This window comes from Pseudomonas helleri (assembly GCF_001043025.1).
Taxonomy (GTDB): domain Bacteria; phylum Pseudomonadota; class Gammaproteobacteria; order Pseudomonadales; family Pseudomonadaceae; genus Aquipseudomonas; species Aquipseudomonas helleri.
In genome coordinates, this window is the sequence record NZ_JYLD01000005.1 from 129,618 (window position 1) to 155,217 (window position 25,600).

Here is a 25,600-nt window from a genome sequence, read left to right on the forward strand (position 1 = left end):
TTGGTGATGCAGCTTTTTTTGCTGGATTATCCAAAATATTGACGATATCATTTTGGTGGCTTATCTTGATGTATATAAAGTGGCGTTGCGGATGTCCTTTTTAGAAAGTCAGCGTCACGGGAAATGTCTATGAATCGTACAGATGACATATCGAATCTTTTTGGTCGATTCGGAGCAAGTGCTGAGAGTTATCACGAGTTCGATAGTCAGGTCGATTTCAAAGAGGCTCAGCCGGCTCAGGAGCAGGAAGAAATGCCGTCTGGCTCAGAGCTTGCCCCCGTTCCTGGTAACGTCCCACTTGATCCTGTAGCTGAAGTGCTCGAAGAGCTTATCGAGCCTGTGCAGGTTGACGTGCACTCCTCGCTGCATGAAGTATCTTCAGTATCGTCTGCTCCTGTCGTAGTGGGCGATTGCTTGCCGGTTGTTGAGGCTTGTCTCGCGTCTGAACTGCTTGAAGTTGAAGCCGCTGCATTACCAGTGCCGACTTCGAGTACTGCTGAGCCCACTGCGTTGCCAGAAGTTATTGATGCTGGTGATTGTTTTGAGGCGTCTGCTACAGGGGCTGAATTCGAGCAGTCAGTTGAGTTCCGAACGCCGCAGGAGCAGTCGTTTTCAGCAGTGACTTCTGTTACTGCGCCAAGCCAACTGCGTAATCTGTTGTCTGAAATCGCTCAGGAGCGACCGGCTATAGAGGCTGCTGGCCAACTGCTTGCGGCCGAAGAAGCGTCAGAATCCGGGCGCTCTGATGTGTTGCTGGTAGAACAAAAGCAGGCTTTGCCAGCAGTTCCTCCTGTCACTGCACCTGGCCAGTTGCGCAACCTGCTCGCTGAAGTAGTGCTGGCCCGTCAGGCAGAGGCACAACTCCTAGCTGAGGAAGCGTTGCGTCAAGCGGCAGCCCGTGGTCGTCCCGCCAAGTGCAAGGCGCACATTGTGGTGATGATTTCGCTCAAGGGTGGGGTCGGAAAGACCACTCTGAGTGCCGGTCTGGTCAGCAGTTTGCGGCTTAAGGGGGGGCGAGCGCTGGCAATCGATCTTGATCCGCAAAACGCGTTGCAATATCACCTAGGGGTCGAACACAGCGTGTCCGGTTTCGGTAGCTCCAGCATGGCAGGGCTCAACTGGAGCGAGAGGTGGCAACGCGCTTTTAACGATGCTTTGCTGTTGCCCTACGGCATATTGAGCGAAGACGAGCGGAGTTCACTGATTAAGGACATGACCGAGGACCGCCATTGGCTGGCTCGCCAATTAGACAGCATGAATCTGGATGAAAACGATGTAGTGGTGATCGATACAGCGACCGGCAACAACCTGGCATTGATGCAGGCCCTGGATGTGGCGGATGAAGTACTTGTTGTGACGACGGCTGATGCGTCGAGTTTCATCGCCCTGGATCAGATCGATGGCGTGTTGGGCGAGAGCGATGCTCGTCCGGCGTATTCACGTTGCAGCTACTTAGTCAATCAGTTCGATGCCAGCCGTGAGTTTTCACGGGATATGCTCCAGGTTCTTAAGCGACGCCTTGGGGCGCAGTTGATGGCGGTTATTTCCCTGGATCATACCTTGGGTGAAGCGCTTGCCTATGGACGAAACCCTTTTTCAACGGTTGAGCCTTCGCCGGCGTGTGAAGACGTGTTGAATCTCGCAAAACAGCTAAAGGCCAGATTCGAAGCTACACCTGTTCAAGGGATTGAAGGTTGATGATAACAACAACTCCAGAATCCGGAGCCCCGTCTACACGCACGCAGCGTTGGGCCCAGGCATTTTCTGATCGTATTGAGCGGTGGCCGACGGCATTACGTCGAACTCTGGGCATAGGTGTGACCCTCTTAAGCTGCTTGCTTGCCATCTTTATTATCATTACGCCTTTTGAGTTGTATGCGCAGTGCATCTTTGGTTTGGGCTGTTTCATGGTGGCGCTGATTTTGCGCAAGATCCCGGGTCGCCTTACGGTCCTGATCTTGATCGGCCTTTCATTGACGGCGTCGTTGCGCTACATGTATTGGCGCGTCACGTCGACCCTGGGCTTTGAGAGCTGGGTCGACATGGCCTTCGGTTATGGGTTGGTGCTGGCTGAACTATATGCGCTGGTTGTGTTGGTCTTCGGTTACTTGCAAACAGCCTGGCCATTGCGTCGTCAACCGGTTTTGATCAAGGGGCCGCCCAGCGAGTGGCCCGTTGTAGATGTATTTATCCCGTCATATAACGAATCTCTGGATATCGTAAAGCTGACGATCTTTGCAGCCCAAGCAATTGACTGGCCCAAGGACAAGCTTCGCGTGCATGTACTCGACGATGGTCGGCGTGAGGACTTCCGCGAGTTCTGCGCCCAGATCAATGTCAACTACATTACTCGTGACAACAACCGTCATGCCAAGGCTGGCAACCTTAACGAAGCTCTTAAAGTCACTAGTGGCGAATTTGTGGCATTTTTTGATGCTGACCACGTGCCAACACGCTCGTTCCTGCAAATCAGTATCGGTTGGTTTCTCAAGGACCCCAAGCTTGCGATGCTGCAGACGCCGCACTTTTTCTTTTCTCCGGATCCATTCGAGAAAAACCTCAACACCTTCCGCTCTGTACCCAACGAAGGTGAGCTGTTTTACGGCTTGGTGCAAGACGGAAACGATCTGTGGAACGCAACCTTCTTCTGTGGCTCTTGTGCAGTGCTGCGCCGTGAGCCATTGCTGGAAGTTGGTGGCGTGGCAGTAGAAACCGTAACTGAAGACGCCCACACAGCGTTGAAGCTCAACCGTGCCGGTTACAACACAGCTTATCTGGCTATTCCTCAAGCAGCCGGTTTGGCCACAGAGAGCCTGTCGCGACATATCAGCCAGCGGATTCGTTGGGCGCGAGGGATGGCGCAAATTTTTCGGACGGATAACCCGTTGTTCGGCAAGGGTCTCAAACTGGGGCAGCGCTTATGCTACCTCAACGCAATGTTGCACTTTTTCTATGGCTTGCCGCGGCTTGTGTTCCTGACTGCGCCACTGGCATATCTGTTTTTCGATGCTCAGATTTTCCATGCAACAGGGTTAATGATCACGGCGTATGCGTTGCCGCACATTTTTCATGCGAGTTTGACCAACTCGGCTATCCAAGGGCGTTACCGTCATTCGTTCTGGAACGAGGTGTATGAGACCGTCCTGGCCTGGTACATCATGGGTCCGGTACTGATGGCGCTCGTAAACCCAAAGTTCGGTGGTTTCAACGTTACCGACAAAGGCGGGATCATCGATCAAACTTTTTTCGACTGGAAGCTGGCCCGGCCTTATATCGTGCTTCTGGCGCTCAACGTTGCAGGCATGATTTTCGGTTTTGTGCAGCTTGCAACAGGCGATGAGGGTGCTGTTACGACCTTGCTGATTAACTTGGTTTGGACGGTCTATAACCTGATCATCACCAGCGCTGCCGTGGCGGTAGCCAGTGAAACCCGTCAGGTGCGTTCAGAGCCGCGGGTTGCAGCCGAGTTGCCGGCGTTGTTGACCTTGGACGATGGTCGTTCAATAGAGGGCGTCACTCAGGACTTTTCACAAAAGGGCATGGGATTGCGTTTGCCTGAAGGCTTTAGCGTGCCTCAAGGGGCGCGGGTCAAGCTTTCGTTGTATAGAGATGATCATCCCAGTGTGTTCCCGGCAAGCATTGTGTTCAGTCGCGGCTCCTTGCTCGGTCTGCAGTTTGATCACTTGACGTTGCGCCAGCAAAGCGAACTGATTCGTCTGACGTTTTCACGTGCTGATACCTGGGCTTCTACATGGGGGCATGGCCAAATCGATACTCCTCTGACTGCTTTGCGCGCTGTTACCCGCATTGGTTGGCGGGGTATTCATGCACTTTTTCAAGCCACGATCATGGAAGCACGACAGTTCTTTCAGCGTCGTCGTGTCGGCCCCTCCACTCCAGAAAACGTAATGGACAAATGATGAAATCAAAGTCTTTCGCTTTCAGTAATCTGCGCGACCCGCGTCGCACCCTGGCAGGCATTGCATGCGCCTGGCTGGCGTTGAGTGGCGGCACTGTATTCGCCGAAACTGCTGCTGCGCCTGCTACTTCTGTTGCGCCTGCAGTGGCCAGCCCACAGGGCTACACCGTTACGCTCAAACAATTGGGACGAAATTATCCAATGACGTTGCGTGGTGTAGATTCGACGGACAGCGTCAGCTTTAATGTGCGCGCAGATTCTATTGTGACTGGCGCCAAGTTGAATTTGCAGTATTCGTATTCGCCTGCATTGCTGGCGGAGTTGTCGCAAATCAACGTGCTGATCAATGACGAGGTGGCAGCGAGCTTACCTTTGCCTAAAGACAAGGCCGGACAGCCCCAGCAGCAGACAATCGAAATTCCGGCGCATCTGATCACCGAATTCAATCGATTGAGTCTTCAGTTTATCGGCCACTACACCATGAGTTGCGAGGATCCTCAGCACACCAGTTTGTGGGCCAAGATAAACAACAGCACCAATTTGAGCCTTGATATATCGCCATTGGCATTACCCAACGATCTGTCGATTTTACCGCTGCCATTTTTTGACCGCCGTGACGCGTTGCCATTAAACATGCCATTTGTATTCGCAGCTTCACCGGACAACACCACATTAGAGGCAGCTGGTGCGCTGTCGTCCTGGTTTGGTGCGCTGGCCAGTTACCGCGGTGCCCGGTTTTCGTCAACCTTTAACCAGATCCCAGCCAGCGGTAATGCCGTGGTTCTGCTTAGCGGACCGGGTGAGCTGCTACTGGATGGGGTGAGCTTGCCAGCAGCCAAGGGCCCTAGCATCAATATCATGACCAACCCCAATGACCCGAATGGCAAATTATTGCTCATCACTGGTCGTGACAGCGCAGAAGTCAAGCGCGCAGCCACAGCACTGGTCTTGGGAAGTCAGGCGTTGTCGGGCAACAGTGTGGTTATTGACAGCCTTGCAGTAGTGCAACCGCGCAAGCCTTACGATGCGCCAAACTGGTTGCCAACAGATCGCAAGGTCAAGCTCGGCGAACTTCTTCCCGAGCAGCAGTTTAATGTATCCGGTTACAATCCTGGCGATATCGTCGTGCCATTGAACTTTCCCCCGGACTTGTTTACTTGGCGAGATGATGGGGCCCCGCTGGACCTTAAATACCGTTACACACCGCAAGAGAAATCTAACAACTCGTCATTTATCATCAGCTTCAATGAAGCGTTGATTCAATCACAGAGCCTGCCATCAGAAGAAAAGCTCGACAGCAGTGTGTTGAGTTCGCTTAAAGCTAACAATGGCAATTTGGAGCGTGAGGCCAACGTGCGTTTGCCGCTGAACTCGGTGGCGCTGCAATCACGCCTGCAACTGCGCTACATGTTTGATTACATCAAGCAGGGCGAATGCCGCGACATCATCATCGACAACATGCGCGGCTCCATCGACCCCGAGTCGACTCTGGACTTGACCGGTTACGACCATTTCATCGCGATGCCTAACCTGGGCGTGTTCAAAGACGCCGGCTTCCCGTTCACCCGCATGGCTGACCTGTCAGAAACTGCGGTGGTGCTGCCTGATCACCCCGGCATTGCTGAACTGAATGCGTTCCTGACCGTCCTCGGCCGTTTTGGCCAGTCCACCGGTTACCCGGCGGTTGGCGTGCAAGTGATTGAAGCCGACAAAGTGGCGGGCGCCGCAGATAAAGACCTGCTGGTGTTTGCCTCGGGTAACAACCAGCCGTTGCTGTCTCTATGGGCCGATCGCCTGCCGGCTTACGATGCTAATGGCCAGCAGAAATTCCATCTGTCTGACCTGCCGATGCGCGTTCGCGACTGGTTCAGCCCGGATCCGGAAGCCAACTTGCGTAAAACCAAGCTGGCGATGGCGTTCTCCGGTGGTGCGCGCAGCACTTACCTGACGGGCTTTGAGTCGCCGCTCAAGAGCGGTCGCAGTGTGGTGGTGATCGCGGGGGGCGGCCCTGACGGCCTGGCGGATGCGACCAATGCCCTGATTGGCGGGGAGGATTACAACCAGTCGGTCCAGGGCAGCCTGGTGGTGGTTCGCGATAAAGCCGTCGAGGCGCTGGTTGCTGACGAGGATTACTACGTCGGCAGCCTGGGCCCAATCAAATACCTGCAGTGGCTCATGTCGCGGCATGTGATTTGGGTATTGATACTGACCGGGTTGGGCGTGGTGTTGCTTAGTGGCATGGCATATCTGGCATTGCGTTCACGTGCCAACAAACGGTTGGGTAACTGATCTGCCATGAAGGTTATTTCCAGCTCTGCATTGAACTCACTTTCGCGCAGTAGACGCACCGTATTCTCTTGGCTGGGCGGTCTTCTTGCTGCCGTTAGCTTGAGTCCTGCTTTGGCAGGTAATTCGGTGTGCAAGAATGAAAGTTGGCCATTGTGGCAAGCCTATGCAGCACGTTATGTGCAGGATGATGGGCGGATGCTCGAGTCAAGCGTCGAGCCCAATCACAGCACCTCTGAAGGGCAGTCCTATGGGATGCTGTTTGCCTTGGTTGCGAATGATCCTCAAAGATTTGAGTCACTGTGGAAATGGACAACTGCCAATTTGGCAGGTGCTGACATAAATATCCGTTTGCCAGGATGGTTGTGGGGGCGTGGAAAGGATGAACAGTGGCAATTGCAGGACGCCAATTCAGCCTCTGATGCCGACTTGTGGATGGCTTATTCATTGCTCGAAGCTGCCAGGGTATGGCAGCGTCCGGATTATCACGATGATGCTCTGCGCTTGCTGAAAACTATTGAGTCGAAGTTGGTGATGAGTCTTCCTGGGCTGGGCAAAATGGTGATTCCCGGCCCTGAGGGGTTTGTCCAGCCTGATCATCTTTGGCGTCTTAACGCCAGTTATTTGCCGATTCCACTTTTGCGCCGCCTCGCCAAAGAAGCACCGAACGGTCCGTGGAAAGAGGTTGCCGAAAACACCGTGAAAATGGTTAAGGCCTCGAGTCCTGAAGGCTATGTTGCTGACTGGGTCGGTTATAGGGCAACAGGGCCGAAAGAAGGCCTGTTTGTCGTCGATCCGGTCAAGGGTGACATCGGTAGCTATGACGCAATCCGAGTCTACTTGTGGGCCGGTATGACCCCTAAGTCTGATCCGCTGGCGGGGCCACTCCTGTCTAGCCTCAACGGAATGTCTCTTGGTACGGGGTCAACAGGTTTCCCACCTGAGAATGTTCAGATCCAGAGCGGGGCACTCAAGGGGCAAGGGCCTTTCGGGTTTTCTGCGGCGTTGATCCCCTATTTTGAAGCGAAGGGGCAACCCTGGTTAGCGGATATACAGCGGCGTCGAGTAGAAGAGTCGCTAAACGCCGCGTTGCTTAACGGTGGAAACTCAGGCAGCGAACCGTTGTATTACAACACTATGCTTAGCCTGTTCGCGCTTGGATGGGCAGAAAAGCGTTATCAGTTTCGTGATGATGGAACATTAAAAATGTCTTGGGAGACGCCATGCGTTCGCGCAGAAACTCGCTAGTTATCGGCCTAATGACTGCTGTTATTGGCGCAACGGCCCATGCTGAAAACAGTGATGTGCAAAAAGTGTTGATCGAGCAGGGTCAATACTGGCAAGCGCGCTCTGATGCCCCACGCGCTGCTGAGGCGTGGGAGAAAGTACTACGACTTGATGCCAAGCAAGTGGACGCACTGTATGGCATGGGGCTGGTCTCTCTCAAAATGAACAAGCCTGAGCAGGCGAAACAATACCTTGCCCGTTTGCAGGCATTGTCGCCCCGGCCTTGGCTAGCAGCGCAGCTTGAGCAGGATATTGCCCTTACTGATCCGAAAAATATTGCATTGCTCGCTGAAGCGCGACGCTTTGCTGATAGTGATCAGCGTGATCAGGCAACCGAAACGTTCCGAAAGCTTTTTGCAGGGCGAACCCCAGAGGGGCAAGTCGGACGAGAGTATTACACTAACCTGGCTTTCAATCCGACCGGTTGGCCCGAAGCGCGCAAAGGTTTTGAGCGTTTGTTGCGTGAAACGCCAGACGAGCCGATTCTAGCGCTATTTTATGCCAAGCACCTTGTTCGCCATGAAGACAGTCGAGCTGAGGGGATTCGGGCATTAGCGAAACTCTCGACTCGAGTGGACATTGGCGGTGATGCGGATGAAAGCTGGCGTCTCGCATTGGTCTGGATGGGACCGCCGAACGCAGTACAAGTGCCTCTTTTCGAGCAATTTCTGAAAGTCCATCCTGATGATCAGGGGATTCGCGATTTATTAAACAAAGGCAAGTCTCAATCCGTCGCAGCAAGCCGGCCCGTGGCTTGGCAACCGGATCCATTGGTTGCGCGTGGATTACAGGCGCTTGAAAAGAACGATCAGGCTAGTGCAGAGCAAGCTTTTTCTGCTCGTTTGAAAAATAAATCTAACGACCCCGACGCACTTGGCGGCATGGGAGTGGTTCGCCAGCAACAGAATCGTCTTGCTGAGTCTGAGCAACTGCTCAACCGAGCTATTGCCAATGGTGGCTCACGCTGGAAACCGGCACTCGACAACGTGCGCTACTGGGCATTGCTTCAACAGGCGCGGGGCGAGGCGAAGAACCAGCCTGCAAAGGCTCAGCAAAGCATTGCACAAGCGATGCGCCTTAACCCCAAGGGGTTTGAGGCGCGGTTGGCGCTAGCAGATGTACAAGCTCAAAACGGCCAGCTGGATGCCGCGCAGTCCAACTACCGTCAGGTTTTGGCCTCGCAGCGTGGTAATGCCCAGGCTGTGCAGGGCTTGGTGAATGTGCTATCGCAATCAGGCCAGGCTGATGAAGCGCTGCGCCTGCTTGATACCCTGACTCCCGCCCAGCAGGCTGAGGTTGGCGGGGGAGGGCGTTTGCGTGCACTGCGGTCTACTCAGAAGGCAAAAATTGCCGAGCAACGAGGTGACACTCGCGGGGCACAACAAGCTCTGTTGCAAGCGGTCAACGATGACCCTGATAACGTATGGACCCGGTTTGACCTGGCAAGGCTTTACCTTAAGACCGGCGAACCTCAGAAAGCGCGTGATCTGATCGACAGTTACCTCAAGGCGCACCCGACAGATGTCGATGCACTCTACACCAGTGCTTTGTTGTCTGTTGAGATGGAGCAGTGGGATGCCGCGCAAGCTGCTATCAGCCGAATCCCGGTTGGTCGTCGCACTGCTGATATGAACGAGTTGGCTGATCAGATAACGCTGACAGTGCAGATCAAGATTGCAGCTGCGATGGCTCGTCGGGGCCAGAGACAAGAAGCGCTGGCTTTGCTTGACCGCTTGCAACCAATGGCCACCCGCAGCCCTGATCGCATGGCAACTTTGGCTTCCGCTTATGTGGATGCGGGAGACTCGCAGCGGGCGTTGACCATGATGCGTGACGTCATCAATCAGACGCCAACCCCGTCTGCCGATCTCATGCTGCAGTATGCCAACCTGCTGCTGAAAACCGGCAATGATGCGCAGGTCAACTCAATCCTGCGTGGTTTACAAAACCAGCGTATGAGTGTTGCCACCCGCAAACGCTACGATGATGTGCTTTATCAATATCGGATTCGCCAAGCTGATTTGCTGCGCGAAGCGGGTGACCTGGCGGGTGCTTACGAGACCCTCGCGCCGGCTCTGGCCTCGCGTCCCGATGATGTCGGTGCTGTTTCAGCCCTGGCCCGTATGTACGCCACCAGCGGTGACAATGCCAAAGCTTTCGAGTTATACAAGCCTTTGTTGCAGCGTCAGCCCAATGATCCGCAGATGCTCCTCAATGCGGCCGATGCAGCTGTATTGGCGCATGACAACGGTTATGCCGAACGGGCTCTGGAGCAGTATGAGAAGCTGCAAAACTTCGATCCGCAGTCATTGGAGCAGGCGGCACGTATTTATCGCAGCATGGGTAAAAGCAGTAAGGCAACCGATTTGCTACGCAAAGCCGTAGGCATTGAGCAGAGCGAGCAAAAACGTAGCCTGGCGTCTCAGATGGCAACGTCCAATACACCTGGTAACCCTTTTGCTGGCACATCTTCGCAGCGTTTTAAAGAGGGGCGCGCAGCGCTGGATACTATCCCTGCGCCGACGCAGGCGCTTCTGGAGTCCTCCTCATATACGTCGTCCAGTTCAGTGCCGTTACCGGCGGACCTGTATGCCGACCCGTTAACACGCAGCAGGGCGCCGGCAGGCTCGACAGTTGCTGTGGTCCCTGGTGTTCGTCTGGGCGGCGATACAGCTAACCCATTTGCGCCTTCAGGGACGGTCAACGTTGCTGTAGAGCAAGTCAGCTCTGCTCAGCGCGCTTTGGACAGTATCCTGCAGGAACGCAGTGGATACGTAACCCAAGGCGTTACGATCCGCAGCAATGACAGTGAATCCGGCTTGAGTAAGCTAACAGACGTCGAAGCGCCTCTTGAGGTGAATATTCCGGTCGGGGATGATCGTTACTCTGTTCGCGTAACCCCTGTTTCACTGACTGCCGGCCGAGTAGGCACTGATGCTGCCGAGCGTTTTGGCAGCGGTGGCGAATCGGCCGACGGTATTGGCTCGCAGCGCGATCAGGGTGTGGGTGTGAGTGTGGGCTACGCGCGCCCGGATGAAGGCATCAAAGCCGATATCGGGACCACTCCAATGGGCTTCAAGTACAGCACGATGGCTGGTGGTGTTAGCGTCGATCGCCCGCTTGAGAGCAACTCTAATGTTCGATACGGCGTCAACGTCTCTCGGCGCCCTGTCGTCGATAGTGTGACCTCATTTGCCGGTACTACTGATGGCCGGACGGGGCAGTCATGGGGTGGGGTTACAGCCAACGGCGGGCGCGGGCAGTTGAGCTATGACGACCAGGAAGTCGGTGCCTATGGCTATGGTTCGTGGCACAAGCTGGTTGGACACAATGTTGAATCCAACAGTCGCACGGAATTGGGCGGCGGAGTGTACTGGTATCTGCAAAATGTCGAAGACTCCAAGCTGACTCTCGGCTTAAGTGCTACCAGTTTGAGTTTTGAAAACAATCAGGATTTTTTTACATATGGGCATGGTGGCTATTTCAGCCCCCAGAGTTACTTTGCTCTCGGTGTACCGGTCACATGGTCTCAGCGTAATGACCGTTTGACTTATCAGCTAAAAGGTTCGGTGGGTGTTCAACACTTTGAACAAGATGCTGCGGACTACTTCCCGAATGACAAGAATCTGCAAGCAGCCAGCGGCAAGCGCTATTCAGGCCAGAACAAAACCGGCATCGGCTACAGTTTGAGTGCGGCTGGGGAATACAAGTTCGGCTCAAACTTTTTCCTGGGTGGCAACCTGGGACTGGATAACGCGCAAGACTATAAGCAATACACAGGCGCACTGTACCTGCGCTACATGTTTGAGGACATGAATGGTGCGATGGAACTACCGGTAAGTCCTTACCGTTCCCCTTATTCAAATTAATTATCTGGAGCCTTCAATGCCTTCTTCTGTTCTTGCTGGTATGACCTTATTGGTGCTTGGAGAAAGCCACATGAGTCTGGCGGACCATTTGATGGAGCCGTTGCATGCCAACTTGACCCAGCAGGGTGCTAATGTGCATTCGATTGGTGCCTGCGGTGCCAGTGCCGGGGATTGGCTGGTCACGAAAAAAGTCGATTGCGGTGCCGAAGAAAAAGGCAATAGCAAAATAGTGATCAAGGGACGCGATGCGACGACAACCCCTATCAAGGACTTGATTGCTGCTGACAAGCCTGATCTGGTAGTGCTGGTGATTGGAGATACGATGGCTTCCTATGACAACCCGGTTTTTCCGAAGGCCTGGGCATGGCAGAACGTTTCAAATCTGGTCAAAGAAATTACAGCGAACGGTGCCAAGTGCGCATGGGTAGGTCCTGCATGGGGTAAGGAGGGCGGCCAGTACAAAAAGAACGATCCACGCACCAAGCTGATGTCGGCATTTCTGGCGTCCAACGTTGCACCGTGCACTTATATCGACTCGTTGCAGTTCTCCAAGCCCGGTCAATGGGTCACTACAGATGGGCAGCATTTTACTGTGGCCGGTTATAAGTCCTGGGCTAATGCAATTGGTGAGGCGTTGGGCAAATTACCCGCGGACGCTGTCAGCAATAAAGGGGCTAAATAGTGACTCGTTTATTTCCCATGTTTACCACTATTGCAGCGATGGGGGTCAGTACGACGCTAATGGCTGCAGAGTTCGCCCTGTATCCGACAGGGCCAAGTGCAGACTCGGCATTCATACGCTTCGTCAACGCCAGCCCTGCGCCGCTGGAGGTGGTTGCTCAGCCTGGGCAGGCGCCGCTGCGTCTGGAGACGGCGCAGCCGGTGTCGCTGTTGTTTCCCGTGGACTCCAGCAAACCGGTCAAGGGCACGTTGGTCAGTGGCGGGCAGAAGTTGCCCATCGATTTGAAGATCGAGCCCAGTGAGTTTGTCACGGTGTTTGCTGTGCCGGATGGCGCGGGTATTCAACAGGCGGTGGTGCGCGAGCCCGACACTGACTTCAACGCTTTAAAGGCGTCGCTGGCGTTTTTTAATGTCGATGCGTCATGTGCCGATGCCGCGCTGCTTGCTGCGGGCCGTAACGCTGAGTTGTTCAAGTCTGTCCCGGTCAACACCGCCCAGCGCCGCCTGATCAATCCGGTGCAATTGTCGGTGCAACTGGTGTGCGCGAATACCAATGCAGGCGCTGCGCTGGATCTGGGCCAACTCAAGGCGGGCGAGCGTTACAGCGTGATGTTGGTGCCGTCTGCCAGCGGGCCGCGGTTGTTGCACGCAACGGACACTCTATCCCACTGATCGGATTCTGCCGCCGCCATGGTCTTCGCCTCTCTCGAGTTTCTGACGTTATTTCTGCCAGCGTTCCTGCTCATCTATGCGCTGGGCAAGCCGCAGTGGCGTAACGTTATTTTGTTGATCGGCAGCTGGTTGTTTTACGGCTGGCTGAACCCAATGTTTCTCGCGTTGCACATGGCGTTGACCGTGGTCGCGTGGGTCGGCGGGCTGCTGATTGACCGCTCGCGGGAAGACTCGAAGGGTCGTGTGCGGTTGTTGGTCGCGCTGATCGTGTTCAACACCGCCGTGCTCTGCTGGTACAAGTACGCCAACATCCTTGCGGCCACCTGGATGGAGTGGATCACCTACCCGGGTGCCATGCCGCTGGAATGGCAGCGCGTGGCGTTGCCTGCCGGGCTGTCGTTTATCGTGCTGCAGGCGATCTCTTATCTGGTGGATGTGCACCGCAAAACCGTGCCGGTCGAGCGCAGCTTTGTGAACTACGCCACCTACATTTCGATGTTCGGCCACTCGATTGCAGGGCCGATTATTCGTTACGACTGGGTGCGCCGCGAGCTGGTCAAGCGCTACTTCGACTGGCAGAACTTCTCGCTGGGTGCTCGCCGTTTCATGATCGGCATGTGCATGAAGGTGCTGGTGGCCGACACCCTGTCGCCGTTAGTGGACGTGGCGTTTCATCTGGACAACCCGTCTTTTGTCGATGCCTGGATCGGCTGCCTGGCGTACTCACTGCAACTGTTTTTCGACTTTGCCGGTTACAGCGCCATGGCCATCGGCCTGGGCTTGATGCTGGGCTTTCACTTCCCGGAAAACTTCAATCAGCCGTACCTGGCCCGAAGCATTCAGGACTTCTGGCGGCGCTGGCACATGTCGCTGTCCAGCTGGTTGCGCGACTACCTGTACATCGCCTTGGGTGGCAACCGCAATGGCGCCTGGAAAACCTACCGCAACCTGTTCCTGACCATGGCCATCGCCGGTCTGTGGCATGGCGGCGACAGCTGGAACTACCTGCTGTGGGGCGCTGCGCATGGTATTGCATTGTGCGTGGACCGCCTGTGGTCGCGCTCGACCTTGCCGAGCATCCCGCCGGTGCTGGCGCACACCTTGACCCTGTTGTTTGTGTTTATGGCCTGGACGTTGTTCCGCGCGCCGGACTTCCATTCGGCGTTGAACATGTACGCCGGGCAGATTGGTTTGCACGACTTTGCACTGGGTGATGCGCTGGCCGTGACCCTGCGTTCGGCCCATGGCCTGGCGGCTTTGCTGGGGATCGCCTGCATCCTCGCGCCGGCCTTTAAAAGCCGGTATGAGCAACGCTTCGGCGGCTCAGCGCTGTATGCACCGATAGCGGCCGTGTGGCCGGTGGCGGGTTTTCTGCTCTCGTTCGCGTTGATCGCGAGCCGTGAAGCGGTGCCTTTCCTGTACTTCCAGTTCTGATGGCCGAGCCCATGCCTGACTCATCCCCAAAAGCGGTTATGCCGAGTGAATTCACGGCCCGTATCAGCAAGCTGTCCGGCTGGGTATTCGCCGCGTTTTTGCTGGCAAGCTTTGCCTCGGCTGTCTGGTTAATGGTCAGCGGCAAGGTTCAACTGTTGCCGCCCAACCTCACCCAGGACCAAGTGCTGCATGGCGAGGTCACCCATAAAATCGCCAAGCAATTATCGATGGCGGCGGTGCCTGAACGCGCCGCCGATCTGGAGCGCGCGGCCAGTTGGCTGACCTTCCATGACACCGGCGCGCGGGTGCGTCCGGGCTGTGACGGATGGTTATTCCTGACCGACGAAATGCGCATCAACCGTCACGCCCAAGACAACGCCGACACCAAAGCGGCAGCGGTGGTCGACATTCAACAGCGCCTGGCCAAGCGCGGGATTCAATTGCTGGTGGCGGTGGTGCCGGACAAGAGCCGGATTGGCGCTTCACAACTGTGCGATTTGCGTCGCCCGGCGCAATTGCAGGATCGCGCGGTGGCCTGGGTTGCCGCGCTCAATAAGGCGGGCGTCAAGGCCATCGACCTGGCGCCCACTCTGCAACCGCTGGGTGCCGAGGCGTTTCTGCGCACTGACACTCACTGGAGCGAAGTGGGCTCATCGGCGGCGGCCAAAGCGATTGCCCAGCACGTGCAGGCCATGGGCATCAACGCCACCCCGCACACAGACTACGAGCGCACAGTGCAAAGCCCGGCCCGCCGTCCGGGTGACCTGGTGCACCTGGCGGGCCTTGACTGGTTGCCGGTAAGTGCTCAGCCCGCCCCGGAAACAGTGGCGGCTAGCGAGTTCAGCGAGAAAAAGACCGAAGGTAGCAGCGGGGCGGCCAGCGAAGATGACCTGTTTGGCGACGACAACCTGCCCAACATAGCGCTGATCGGCACCTCCTTTTCGCGTAACTCCAACTTCCTGGGTTTCCTGCAACAGGCGCTGGCCGCGCCGGTGGGCAACTTCTCCAAGGATGGCGGCGAGTTTTCTGGTGGTGCGAACACCTACTTCAACAACCCGGCTTTCAAAGACACTCCGCCCAAACTGGTGATCTGGGAAATCCCCGAGCGCGACATCCAGACGCCATACAACGAGCTGATTGAGTGGGCCAAGTAAGACAGCGGCGAATGCAGCGATTCAGCAAAATGGTGAATCAGAAGCGGGCATGACCCTGTGTAGCTTCAAGTGCTAGCTTTGGCAAAACAGACTCCGGGCTATCTGATGACGAGTGAAGAGATTGCAATTGAAGAGGTCGCACTTGAGTTTGTGCGAGTGAACCGCTCTTCGCTCGAGGCTGAAAAAAATGACTGTCAATAAGGCCGAAAAACCCAGTCCCTTGGCCGATTTTTTCTGCAACGCATCGATAGAGAAGAAGCGCGAAGTCTTCAACATCGTGATAAGCAAGGCAATTGCCTCTCAGCGCAGCGTTGTCGAAAAGGCAGAAGCCATCAAAAAATCCCGTAAGAGCGCCTAACTCCAACTTCTTCAACTTCGCGCAGCGCCTGGGTAGTCTTGGCGCACGCAACCCCCGTAGCAGTTGACGAGCTCAGCGAGGCTACGTCCGGCTGCGAAGCAGTCGTCAAGATCTTTTACTGGCACCGGCAGCATGAGGCGCCGGGGTCTATGCTCACAGTCCTTCGCCATTCCTCAAAAGGACTGCAGCCATGACCGAAAAGACGTTGTTTGAGCCTTACGCCCTTGGGCACCTTACGCTTGCCAACCGCATCGTGATGGCGCCGCTGACGCGTAACCGCGCGGGTAAAGGGTTTGTGCCCAGTGAGTTTGCGCCAGAGTATTACGGCCAGCGGGCCTCGGCCGGTTTGCTGATTTCAGAAGCCACGCAAATTTCTCAGCAAGGGCAGGGCTATCAGGACACGCCCGGTATTTATTCCCCGGCGCAGATTGACGGCTGGCGTGCAGTGACTGATGCCGTGCATGCCATGGGCGGGCGGATCTTTGCCCAGTTATGGCATGTGGGACGGATCTCCCACGTAGACCTGCAACCCGATGGCGGTGCTCCGGTCGCGCCTTCAGCGCTGCGGGCCGAGAGCAAAACCTTCGTCAATAACAGTTTTGTGGACGTCTCTGAACCTCGGGCGCTGGAGCTTGAGGAGTTGCCGGGCATCATCAACGATTTTCGTCAGGCCGCCGCCAATGCCATCAAGGCAGGCTTTGACGGGGTCGAGATCCATGGCGCAAACGGTTACTTGCTGGACCAATTCGCCAAAGACGGCGCCAACCTGCGTGACGACGCCTATGGCGGTTCCATCGTCAACCGTGCCCGCTTGTTGCTGGAGGTGGCGTCGGCGGTGGCCAGCGAGATCGGCCCGCAGCGCACCGGTATCCGTATTTCGCCGGTTTCCCCGGCCAACGGGATTACCAGTAGCGATCCGCAGGCGCAGTTTGATTACATCGTCGACCAGTTATCGGCGCTCGACCTGGTGTACCTGCATGTAGTGGAAGGTGCGACCGGTGGGCCGCGTGATGTGGCGCCCTTTGACTATGCCGGGCTGCGTCGACGTTTCAAAAATACCTACATCGCCAATAACGGCTATGACCTGGCGCTGGCGAAGCAGCAATTGGCAGAAAACAAGGCAGATTTGTTCGCGTTCGGGCGGCCATTTATTGCCAATCCGGATTTGGTCGAACGCCTGAAAACCGGTGCGCCTCTGGCTGAGCTGGATCCGAACACCCTGTATGGCGGGGGCGCTGCCGGATATATCGACTACCCGACGTTGTAGTCGCTGACGAGGCACGAAGGCTGCGAGAAGAGGTAAATAAAACGATTTTCGCAGCCTCATGCTTGGGCAACGATTACAGGTATTGCGAATTTTTTGGGTTATTCGTTGGATGCCTGGCGGCTGAATAACACTGGAAAATGGCAGGGGCGGCTGGATTTGAACCAACGCATGGCAGGATCAAAACCTGCTGCCTTACCGCTTGGCGACGCCCCTGTATCTGTTGCGAAGAGTGCCTGGCACTCTGTGTGACGCTGCTTACTGCGAGGTCTTTAAGATCTGCTGTAAGAGTGGGCGAGAATATATCGACATTTTCTCGACCTGTGAACCCCCTGAATGAAAAAAATCACGTAAAAACAGCCGCTTAGTATTTTTTTAGGGCATACCGAGAGTTTTTTTGCCCTGGCGCGCTCTTGTCTGGTCAAAAAATAGCCTTGCGCTTGTGAAATTTACCGAGTAATTTTTCATGAAATTAAGCTAAATAAATTTCATGGCGGTATAAATGTGCCTTCAAGGCTGTGCGGAATCAGGGCGTGAATAAACAAGAAGAAATCGCTGCGCTGGCGATCCTCATTCACGATCTGCGCAAGCACAAAAAAGTCACCCTCACGGAACTGGCCGATAAAATTGGCCGCTCGGTGGGTTTTATGTCTCAGGTTGAGCGCGGTCTGTCGCGGCCGACGGTGGCAGATCTCACCGCCATCAGCGAAACGCTGGACGTACCGACCACCTATTTCTACAACATGCCCAAGCCCAAAGCCTTGTCCTGGGTCACTCGGCCGGACGAGCGCCGCACCCTGTACCTGGCCAACGGCATCACCGACATTCTGGTTTCGCCGAAAATCCGCGCATCGTTTTCCATGCTCGAAAGTCTGCTGGAGGCGGGTGCCACCAGCGGCGAGCGGCACATGCTCGACAGCTCCGAGCAGGGCGGCTATGTGCTGGAGGGCGAGCTGACCTTATGGCTGGGCGATGACGAAGACCCGGTGACCTTGCGCGCCGGCGACAGTTTTCAGTTCGACAGCAACACCTTGTGCCGTTACGCCAACCTGACCGAGCAGCTCACACGCGTGCTGTGGGTCTACACCTGATTTAAGGATGAATACGATGGATGCTGCGTGCTCTGACCTGTTGGCCGAAGTGCGGACCTTTCGCCAGCGCTACCCGGATGTGCGGTATGTCGACCTGATTTCCCTGGACATACCGGGGCATTTTTACGGCAAACGTTATCCGATCGACATGCTGGAAAAAGTCGCGGGGGGCAGCGCGCTCAAGTTGCCGCAAAACTGCGTGTTGCTGGGGGCGCAGGGCGGGTTGTTCAAGATCGGTGATTATTGCTTTAACGATGGCGACCCTGATGCCGTGCGCCGTCTGGTGCCCGGCACACTCAAGCCGGTGACTTGGGAAGGCCAGCCTCTGGGGCAGATGCTGATTACCTCTGACGGCACGGCAAAACCCATCGAATTCGAGCCGCGTGAAGTCCTCGCGCAAGTGCTTAACCGGTTGGCCAGCAAAGGCATTCATCCGGTGGTGGCGTTTGAGCTGGAGTTTTATCTCTTCGACAAGCACCTGCGTGATGGCCTGCCGCAATTTGCCCGTGACCCGTTCACCGACGGCACCGATGACCAGCCCAACATGCACATCGAGCGCCTGTCGCGTTTTGCCCCGGTGCTCAATGAAATGGTTGAGGCGGCGCAAATCCAGGGTATCGATGCCACGGTCATCACCGCCGAACTGGGCCCGGGCCAGTTTGAAATCAACTTTGGCCACCTTGACGATGGTTTGCGTGCCGCCGACTGGTCAGCGCTGTTCTGCCGCAGCACCCGGGGTGTTGCAATGAAGCACGGTTACCGGGCCAGCTTTATGTCCAAGCCCTACCTGCATCAGCCGGGCAGCGGCATGCATGTGCACGTCAGCCTGTATGACGCGGCGGGCAACAACCTGCTGGCGGCCAATCAACAGCAACCGCTGCGTCACGCCATTGCCGGCTGCCTGGAACTCTTGCCCGCGTGCATGCCGATTTTTGCCCCCAACCACAACGCATTCCGCCGTCTGGGTGGCACCACCAACATCGCCACCCGCGCCAGTTGGGGCTTTGAGGACCGCGACGCGTGCTTGCGGATTCCCGAGTCAGACAGCAAAAACCTGCGGGTGGAATACCGTCTGGCGGGCGCCGATGCCAACCCGTATCTGGTGCTGGCGGCTATTCTGGTGGGGCTTGAGCACGGGCTTGAATCGGCCAAAGAGCCGATTGCGCCGCTCAACGAAGACCGCAACAGCGGCGTCGACTTCCCGCTGGACATGCTCGAAGCCGTGCGCGCCATGCAGCCCCAACCGCAGTTGCGCGCAGGTTTAGGGGTCGAGTTCGTCGACGTTTATTGTGAAAACAAACGCCAGGACCATCTGGCGTTTATGCAAGACATCAGCGCGCGGGAGTACCGCTGGTTTATGTGAGGCGGTCTTTGTCCAACCCGCAGGTTGTTCGAAATGTATCTGAATTAAGATACATTTCGCAAAGACCCGCCCCGTGATCAGGTAAACACCATGTCCAGCGATGTATCGAGCGCCACCCCACGATTCTGGCGTGACCCGCAGATGCCCTTTATCGAGGCGCGCTCAATCGCCGATGGCCGCAAGGTGTGTTATGCCCGGCATTCTCACGAAGTGTTTTCCATTGGCGCGATCACTGGCGGGCGCTCTACTTACCTGCACGAGAAAATCCGTCATACCGTCAGTACTGGCACTGTAGTGTTAATGAATCCGGGTGAAGTGCATGCCTGCAACCCCATTGAAGACCAGCCATGGTCTTACCTGATGTTTTATGTCGACCCGCAGTGGTTGGCAGGCATTCAGCACGCCAGCGGGCGCGGCGCCAGGCAAGCGTTTCAGCCCATTGCTGCGACGCACACGCAATTGCCCGAACTGTTCAACGGGTTGCTTGGGTTGTATGCGCAACTGATCGATCCCCTTAGCGAGACGCTGGCCAAGCATGAAGCTGCCGTTGGCTTTTTCTCGCTGTTGCAGCAGTCATTGGGCGGCTCGAAATTGCTCCCCAGGGTTGCCAACCGTCGCATAGAGCGTGTCGCCGCGTACATCGATGCGCAATTCATGCACTCGATCCGGCTGGAAGACATGTGTGAAGCAGCTAATCTGTCGCAGGCTTATCTGATTCGTGCGTTTGAGCAGCGCTATCACATGACGCCCCATGCCTACCTGACCAATCGCCGGGTGCAGCATGCCCAGGCCCAACTGCGCGACGGCACCTCCATTGCCGCCATTGCCCAGTTAAGCGGTTTTGCCGACCAGGCCCATTTGCAACGGGTGTTCAAAAAGCACCTTGCGGCCACGCCGGGTCAATACAAGGCTTAAATCCACAATAACGACACCGCGCAGGATGCCAGCAGCAATGCCATGCAGCGATTGAACATCCGTATGCGTGACGCGTTGTGCAGGTAGCGGTTCAGAAAAGCACCGGCGTAGACCCAGCACGCCACTGACACATAGCAAATCACAAAGTAAATCAGTGCGAAGGTCCAGATCAGCGTGGCTTCGCCGCTGGCGACAAATGCTCCCATCCCTGCGATGGCGGCCAGCCAGGCTTTGGGGTTCAGCCACTGCATCATCGCGCCGTTCATGAACGACGGTTGCAGTATCGTGCCTTGGGCATCGAGGCGCCCGTTATCGGCTGCCAGCTTCCAAGCCAGGTACAGCAAAAAGGCCATACCGGCCCAGCGGATCAGGTCGGTGAGCAGCGGCCATTTTCTCAGCACCTCGTGCAGCCCAAACCCTGTGAACAACAGCAGCACCACAAAGCCCACCGTTGCGCCAAGAACATGGCGCAGGCTGGGCCCCAGCCCGAATTGCCTGCCGCAACTCAGCGCCACGACATTAACCGGGCCCGGTGAAATGGAGGCCGCGAGGGCGAATACAGCCATGGAAACGAGCACGCTCATTCTTCAACTCCTGCTTGTCAATTAGGGGGCAAGTATGCGGAGTTGAATGACCCGGGTATTGAACAAAACTGCCCAACCTAAGCAAAGAGAGGGCGTATTCGTTGACGAGTTACGCGCTCGCGCTGCTGGGCGGGTTAGAACGTTTGCCCCAGCGAGAACTGGAAGATTTGCGTCTCGGCATCGGTCGGTTTGCGCACCGGGAAGGCCAGGTTGACGCTCAGCGGGCCCATCGGGCTGTACCACGTCACGCCCACGCCCAACGAGCTGGCCATCTGGCTCAGGTCTACGCCGTCGCAGCCGGTGGTGGTACTCAAGTAGCACTTGTCCGAATACACGCTACCGACGTCCCAGAACAACGAAGTTCGCAGTGATTTGTTGTCCTTGATGAAGGGGATCGGGAACAGGTATTCGACGCCGCCGGTGATCATGATGTTGCCGCCCAGCGCATCGGTTTTGCGATCGGTGTAGTACTCCTGACCCATGCTGGCGTATTTGCCGGTGGCCGGGGTGTTGCGTGGGCCCAGGGTGCCGCTTTCAAAGCCGCGCACCGAACCTTCACCGCCTGCAGTGTAGTTTTCATAGAACGGCAGGCCGTCGGTCGAGCCGTAACCATTGCCGTAGCCCAAGTTGGTATGAAAACGCAGCGAGGTGGATTGAGTCAGTGGCAGGAAGGTCTGACCGCTGTAATCGATTTTGTAGAAACTCAGGTCGCTGCCGGGCACTGTGACCATCAGGTTGAGGTTTTGCGAGTAACCTCGTGTCGCCAGAATCCCTTTGTTCAGGGTAGATTCCGACCAGCCCAGATTGGCTTTGAAGTTGGTGAAGGACTTGCCGTCGCGCTGGATAAAGTCATAGATCTCATCGGCGCTGTAGGTGCCGGGCTTGAGTTCATCGTGCTGCGCGGTCAGGCCAAAACTGACCCGTGAGGTTTCGTTGATCGGGTAACCCAGGGTTATCCCGGCACCGTAGCTGTTGATCGAGTAGTACGACACGCCATCGTCGTAATAATCGTTGTAGTCGGTTTTGTTGTAGAACGCGTTGTAGCCAAGGCTAACGCCGTCCGGTGTGAAGTAGGGGTTAGTAAAGCCGATGTTGTATTTGCTTTGGTACTCGGAGCGAGTCAGGCCAAGGCTGGCGGAGTTACCCGTGCCCAAAAAGTTGTTTTGGGTGATCGAGCCGCCGAGGATCAAACCGGCGTTCTGGGCAAAGCCGACACTGGCGGTGATCGACCCCGAGGCCTGTTCTTCAACGGTGTAGTTCACGTCCACCTGATCGTCGACACCCGCCACGGCCGGTGTTTCAACGTTGACCTCCTTGAAGTAGCCCAGACGCTCAAGGCGCACCTTGGACTGGTCAATCAGGTAGGTCGAGGCCCAGCCACCTTCCATCTGGCGCATTTCACGGCGCAGCACCTGGTCCTCGGTCTTGGTGTTGCCGCGAAAATTGATGCGGTTGGCGTACGCGCGTTTGGCCGGGTCGACCACAAACACGATATCAACCGTGTGGTCGTCTTTATTCGGCGTAGGCACGGCGTTGACGTTGGCAAAGGTATAACCTTCGTTGCCGAGGCGCCGGGTAATCAAGTCAGAGGTGGTGGTCATCAGTTTGCGCGAGAACACCTGGCCCTTCTGCACCAGCAGCAAGGCTTTGATTTGGTCCTCGGGGATTTTCAGGTCGCCGCGCAAGGACACGTCGCGCACGGTGTACTTTTCACCTTCATTGATATTGACGGTGATGAATACCTGCTTTTTATCAGGCGAAATCGAGACCTGAGTCGAGATGATCTCCATGTTGATGTAGCCGCGGTCCAGGTAATAAGAGCGCAGGCGCTCCAGGTCACCGGTGAGCTTTTCGCGGGCGTATTTGTCATCGTTCTTGAAGAACGACAGCCAGTTGGTGGTCTTGAGGGTGAACTGGTCGTCGAGTTCTGCCTGATCAAACACGCTATTGCCGACCACGTTGATGTGCTTGATCGCCGCCACCTGGCCTTCGTCAATCTTGATCTTCAACTGCACGCGGTTACGCGGTTGGGAGACGACTTCGGTGTCTACCGAGGCCGAGTAACGGCCTTGGGCGACGTATTGGCGCAGCAGTTCGTTGCGCACGCCTTCAAGGGTGGCCTTCTGGAAAATCTCGCCTTCGGCCAGCCCCGATTGCTTGAGGCCTTTCATCAGGTCGTCGGTGGAGATGGCCTTGTTGCCTTCTATATCAATGCTGGAGATAGACGGGCGTTCAACCACGGTGATGACCAGAACGTCGCCATCGCGACCCAACTGAATGTCCTGGAAAAACCCGGTTTTAAACAGTGCGCGGGTGGATTCGACCAAGCGCTGATCATCCGCTTCTTCGCCGACATTCAAGGGCAGGGCGCCGAACACGCTACCGGCGGAAACCCGCTGCAAGCCGTTGATTCGAATATCAGAAATTTTGAAACCCTGGGCATGTGCAAGGGTGGCATTGAGCAGCAGTGCAACCGAGCAGAGCAGGCGCGGAAAATTCATCAAGATCTTTATTTCCAGAACACATCGACAAGCAGCGCTGGCGGGCGTGCGGATGGCTCGAGCAGACGCCATGCTCCGCGAGCCACGCAAGCGGGTGGAGCGCCAGCATAAAAGCTCGGGGCGTTTGGTGCGGTTAACCCAGTGTCAAGTTAGGTAAAGGTTGGCGTTACGCGATGACGCTGCACGGTTCAGCTACGATAATGCCTGGCCCCCCTTTGCAAGAGTTCGCCATGATCCGTGTATTGCTCGTCGACGATGACCAGGAACTGACTGCACTGCTCAGTGAATATCTGGAGCGCGAAGGTTTTGCTGCGACCGCCGTGCACAGCGGCGAAGAGGGCGAAGTCCAGGCGTTGTCCGGTCGCTACAGCATTGTTGTACTGGACGTGATGTTGCCCCGGTTGTCGGGGATCGAAGTGCTGCGGCGCATTCGTGCGCGCAGCCAGGTGCCGGTGGTGTTGCTGACCGCCCGTGGTGACAACATTGACCGCATTACCGGCCTTGAGCTGGGCGCGGATGACTACGTGCCCAAACCCAGCTCGCCGGGTGAACTGGTGGCGCGTTTGCGGGCGATCATGCGTCGGGTCAATCCCGCCCCTGATCAGACCGCCACCGAAGCGATCAAAACCGGCCAACTGGTGCTCTGGCCCGGCAAACGCCAGGCGCTGTGGCAAGGCAATGAGCTGGGCCTGACCAGTACGGAGTTCAGCCTGCTCGAAGAACTGGCCCGCTGCGCCGGGCAAGTGGTTAGCAAGCAAGATTTGTCGCTCAATGCCCTGGGCTGCCCGTTGACCCGCTATGACCGGCGCATAGACGTGCACATCAGCAGCATTCGGCAAAAACTCGGCCCGCGTCCTGATGCCAAAGCCTGGATCCAGAGCGTGCGCGGCCTGGGCTACCTGTTGATCGCTGAATAATGAAAGCGAGTCGACTGTTCTGGAAGCTGTTTCTGGCGTTCTGGCTGGCCACCACGCTGACGTTTTTTGTCGGCATGGGCTTTGTGATCCTGAGCAAATCAAAACCGGGGGACCCGCATCTCGACACCATCTTGACCAGCGAAATCCACCTGCTTGAAACCTTTGGTGTCGAGTCGGGCATGCAACTGCTCACGGTCTGGCGCCACCCCGATGATCAAGCCATTGGCGTGTATGACAGCAGCGGGCAATTGCTGGCCGGGTCACCCGTATTGCACCCGGTGTTTGAGCGCGCGGTGCTGAGCAAAGAAGGCATCGAACTGTTTATCCGCTCGACCCGCGCGCCGGGTGAACACGGCGAACCAGGGCCGGAGTTTGGCGAAGGGCCGGGCCTGATGCCGTTGATTATCGGCACGGTGATGAGCGCGTTATTTAGCGGTTACATGGCCTTTTACCTGACCTGGCCGTTGACCTTTTTGCGCCGCGCCATGAGTGACGTAGCCCAGGGCCGATTCGGTACGCGTGTCAAACCAATGATGGGCGGGCGCCGTGATGAAATCGTCGACCTGGCCGAAGACTGTGACCGCATGGCCAACCAACTGAGGCTGCTGGTCGAGGCGCAACAGAGCTTGCTGCATGACATTTCCCACGAATTGCGCTCACCGCTGACCCGCATGCAAGTGGCGATCGGGCTGTTGCATCAAGACCCTGGGCGTAAAGAAATGGTCGAGCGCATCGAGCGCGAGTCGGTGCGCATGGACACCCTGATTGAAGCGCTGCTGACCCTGGCCCGCGTTCAGGGGCGGCCCGACAGTATCGAGCGGGAGCTGGTCGACATCATCGAATTGCTCAGATTGATCGTTGAAGATGCGCAGTTTGAGGCGGGGGTCAAAGACTGCGAAGTCACCTTGCAGGCGGGGCCACCTTTTGTCAGTCGGGTGAGCGGTGAACTGCTGTATCGCTGCTTTGAAAACGTGATTCGCAACGCCGTTCGCCATACCCGCCCCGGCACGCGTGTGCGGGTAACCACCCAGACCAGTCTGGCGGGCAACAGCTTGCAGGTGCAAATTACCGACCATGGGCCGGGGGTTGAAGAACAGCGCCTGAAGAGCATTTTCCAGCCCTTCGAGCGCGGCGCCAGCGAACCCGGTGGCGGTTTTGGGTTAGGGCTGGCAATTGCTTCACGCTCGGTGGAAATGCACGGCGGCACCATCGTCGCCTACAACCAGCCCTCGGGCGGCCTCACCGTAGAAATCAGCCTGCCCAAAGACCCCGTGTAGGAGCGCGTACACCCTGTAGTCGCTGACA

The 25,600-nt window shown here is 56.5% G+C and carries 18 protein-coding genes and 1 tRNA gene; 16 read left to right on the plus strand and 3 right to left on the minus strand.

Going from position 1 to position 25,600, the window contains the following annotated elements:
* The first annotated feature begins 129 nt into the window (after positions 1–129).
* From bcsQ to TU84_RS10040, 11 genes are all read left to right on the plus strand, one after another.
* Positions 130–1,698, plus strand: a complete 1,569-nt coding sequence (bcsQ, locus tag TU84_RS09995) for a cellulose biosynthesis protein BcsQ (RefSeq protein WP_048368894.1) — start codon at positions 130–132, stop codon at positions 1,696–1,698.
* Positions 1,698–3,920: a UDP-forming cellulose synthase catalytic subunit gene (gene bcsA / locus TU84_RS10000; RefSeq protein WP_048368895.1), complete on the plus strand. Its 2,223-nt coding sequence runs from the start codon at positions 1,698–1,700 to the stop codon at positions 3,918–3,920. The genes bcsQ and bcsA overlap by 1 nt, the downstream gene beginning before the upstream one ends.
* A complete protein-coding gene (bcsB, locus tag TU84_RS10005) occupies positions 3,920–6,208 on the plus strand; it encodes a cellulose biosynthesis cyclic di-GMP-binding regulatory protein BcsB (RefSeq protein ID WP_048368896.1) in 2,289 nt (762 codons plus the stop codon). The genes bcsA and bcsB overlap by 1 nt, the downstream gene beginning before the upstream one ends.
* A gap of 6 nt (positions 6,209–6,214) precedes the next feature.
* Positions 6,215–7,453, plus strand: a complete 1,239-nt coding sequence (gene bcsZ, locus TU84_RS10010; RefSeq protein WP_082148660.1) for a cellulose synthase complex periplasmic endoglucanase BcsZ — start codon at positions 6,215–6,217, stop codon at positions 7,451–7,453.
* Positions 7,429–11,361 (plus strand): cellulose biosynthesis protein BcsC, encoded by a 3,933-nt coding sequence (locus tag TU84_RS10015; RefSeq protein WP_048368897.1) that lies wholly within the window; start codon positions 7,429–7,431, stop codon positions 11,359–11,361. Before bcsZ ends, TU84_RS10015 begins: the two co-directional genes overlap by 25 nt.
* 16 nt (positions 11,362–11,377) lie before the next feature.
* Entirely contained in the window at positions 11,378–12,043 is a 666-nt protein-coding gene (locus TU84_RS10020; protein WP_048368898.1) for an SGNH/GDSL hydrolase family protein, read from the plus strand.
* A gap of 17 nt (positions 12,044–12,060) precedes the next feature.
* Complete coding sequence (locus tag TU84_RS10025; protein WP_048368899.1) at positions 12,061–12,714, plus strand: alginate O-acetyltransferase AlgF; 654 nt, start codon at positions 12,061–12,063, stop codon at positions 12,712–12,714.
* An 18-nt stretch (positions 12,715–12,732) separates the two neighbouring features.
* A complete protein-coding gene (locus tag TU84_RS10030) occupies positions 12,733–14,148 on the plus strand; it encodes an MBOAT family O-acyltransferase (RefSeq protein WP_048368900.1) in 1,416 nt (471 codons plus the stop codon).
* 11 nt (positions 14,149–14,159) lie between these two features.
* Positions 14,160–15,302, plus strand: coding sequence for an alginate O-acetyltransferase AlgX-related protein (locus TU84_RS10035; RefSeq protein WP_048369093.1), 1,143 nt, complete (start codon positions 14,160–14,162; stop codon positions 15,300–15,302).
* 187 nt (positions 15,303–15,489) lie between these two features.
* Complete coding sequence (locus TU84_RS26280; protein WP_164488141.1) at positions 15,490–15,660, plus strand: hypothetical protein; 171 nt, start codon at positions 15,490–15,492, stop codon at positions 15,658–15,660.
* Between the two features lie 190 nt (positions 15,661–15,850).
* Positions 15,851–16,927, plus strand: coding sequence for an alkene reductase (locus TU84_RS10040; protein WP_048368901.1), 1,077 nt, complete (start codon positions 15,851–15,853; stop codon positions 16,925–16,927).
* 138 nt (positions 16,928–17,065) lie between these two features.
* Here TU84_RS10040 and TU84_RS10045 read toward each other — a convergent pair.
* Positions 17,066–17,140 (minus strand) — tRNA-Gln (locus tag TU84_RS10045).
* A gap of 317 nt (positions 17,141–17,457) precedes the next feature.
* Between TU84_RS10045 and TU84_RS10050 the strand changes: the two genes are divergently transcribed.
* The 3 genes from TU84_RS10050 to TU84_RS10060 all read left to right on the plus strand — a co-directional run bounded on the left by TU84_RS10050 (position 17,458) and on the right by TU84_RS10060 (position 20,293).
* Positions 17,458–18,015, plus strand: coding sequence for a helix-turn-helix domain-containing protein (locus TU84_RS10050; protein ID WP_048368902.1), 558 nt, complete (start codon positions 17,458–17,460; stop codon positions 18,013–18,015).
* A 16-nt stretch (positions 18,016–18,031) separates the two neighbouring features.
* Complete coding sequence (locus TU84_RS10055) at positions 18,032–19,378, plus strand: glutamine synthetase family protein (protein WP_048368903.1); 1,347 nt, start codon at positions 18,032–18,034, stop codon at positions 19,376–19,378.
* A 90-nt stretch (positions 19,379–19,468) separates the two neighbouring features.
* On the plus strand, positions 19,469–20,293 hold the full coding sequence (locus tag TU84_RS10060; protein ID WP_048368904.1) for a helix-turn-helix transcriptional regulator: 825 nt from the start codon (positions 19,469–19,471) through the stop codon (positions 20,291–20,293).
* On the opposite strand, the gene TU84_RS10065 is transcribed toward TU84_RS10060, so the two are convergent.
* Positions 20,290–20,877 (minus strand): LysE family translocator, encoded by a 588-nt coding sequence (locus TU84_RS10065; protein WP_048368905.1) that lies wholly within the window; start codon positions 20,875–20,877, stop codon positions 20,290–20,292. The genes TU84_RS10060 and TU84_RS10065 overlap by 4 nt on opposite strands.
* A gap of 134 nt (positions 20,878–21,011) precedes the next feature.
* Complete coding sequence (bamA, locus tag TU84_RS10070) at positions 21,012–23,378, minus strand: outer membrane protein assembly factor BamA (RefSeq protein ID WP_048368906.1); 2,367 nt, start codon at positions 23,376–23,378, stop codon at positions 21,012–21,014.
* Positions 23,379–23,608: 230 nt separating this feature from the next.
* On the opposite strand from bamA, the gene TU84_RS10075 reads away from it, so the two are divergent.
* On the plus strand, positions 23,609–24,295 hold the full coding sequence (locus tag TU84_RS10075; protein ID WP_048368907.1) for a response regulator transcription factor: 687 nt from the start codon (positions 23,609–23,611) through the stop codon (positions 24,293–24,295).
* Entirely contained in the window at positions 24,292–25,572 is a 1,281-nt protein-coding gene (locus TU84_RS10080; protein ID WP_048368908.1) for a sensor histidine kinase, read from the plus strand. The genes TU84_RS10075 and TU84_RS10080 overlap by 4 nt, the downstream gene beginning before the upstream one ends.
* The last annotated feature ends 28 nt before the right edge of the window (positions 25,573–25,600 follow it).

What these genes read in the sequence shown, in the direction of transcription:
- bcsQ (WP_048368894.1), top strand. Translation starts at nt 130, where the DNA reads ATGAATCGTACAGATGACATATCGAATCTTTTTGGTCGATTCGGAGCA.
- bcsA (WP_048368895.1), top strand. Translation starts at nt 1,698, where the DNA reads ATGATAACAACAACTCCAGAATCCGGAGCCCCGTCTACACGCACGCAG.
- bcsB (WP_048368896.1), top strand. Translation starts at nt 3,920, where the DNA reads ATGAAATCAAAGTCTTTCGCTTTCAGTAATCTGCGCGACCCGCGTCGC.
- bcsZ (WP_082148660.1), top strand. Translation starts at nt 6,215, where the DNA reads ATGAAGGTTATTTCCAGCTCTGCATTGAACTCACTTTCGCGCAGTAGA.
- TU84_RS10015 (WP_048368897.1), top strand. Translation starts at nt 7,429, where the DNA reads ATGCGTTCGCGCAGAAACTCGCTAGTTATCGGCCTAATGACTGCTGTT.
- TU84_RS10020 (WP_048368898.1), top strand. Translation starts at nt 11,378, where the DNA reads ATGCCTTCTTCTGTTCTTGCTGGTATGACCTTATTGGTGCTTGGAGAA.
- TU84_RS10025 (WP_048368899.1), top strand. Translation starts at nt 12,061, where the DNA reads ATGTTTACCACTATTGCAGCGATGGGGGTCAGTACGACGCTAATGGCT.
- TU84_RS10030 (WP_048368900.1), top strand. Translation starts at nt 12,733, where the DNA reads ATGGTCTTCGCCTCTCTCGAGTTTCTGACGTTATTTCTGCCAGCGTTC.
- TU84_RS10035 (WP_048369093.1), top strand. Translation starts at nt 14,160, where the DNA reads ATGCCTGACTCATCCCCAAAAGCGGTTATGCCGAGTGAATTCACGGCC.
- TU84_RS26280 (WP_164488141.1), top strand. Translation starts at nt 15,490, where the DNA reads ATGACTGTCAATAAGGCCGAAAAACCCAGTCCCTTGGCCGATTTTTTC.
- TU84_RS10040 (WP_048368901.1), top strand. Translation starts at nt 15,851, where the DNA reads ATGACCGAAAAGACGTTGTTTGAGCCTTACGCCCTTGGGCACCTTACG.
- TU84_RS10055 (WP_048368903.1), top strand. Translation starts at nt 18,032, where the DNA reads ATGGATGCTGCGTGCTCTGACCTGTTGGCCGAAGTGCGGACCTTTCGC.
- TU84_RS10060 (WP_048368904.1), top strand. Translation starts at nt 19,469, where the DNA reads ATGTCCAGCGATGTATCGAGCGCCACCCCACGATTCTGGCGTGACCCG.
- TU84_RS10065 (WP_048368905.1), bottom strand. Translation starts at nt 20,877, where the DNA reads ATGAGCGTGCTCGTTTCCATGGCTGTATTCGCCCTCGCGGCCTCCATT.
- bamA (WP_048368906.1), bottom strand. Translation starts at nt 23,378, where the DNA reads ATGAATTTTCCGCGCCTGCTCTGCTCGGTTGCACTGCTGCTCAATGCC.
- TU84_RS10075 (WP_048368907.1), top strand. Translation starts at nt 23,609, where the DNA reads ATGATCCGTGTATTGCTCGTCGACGATGACCAGGAACTGACTGCACTG.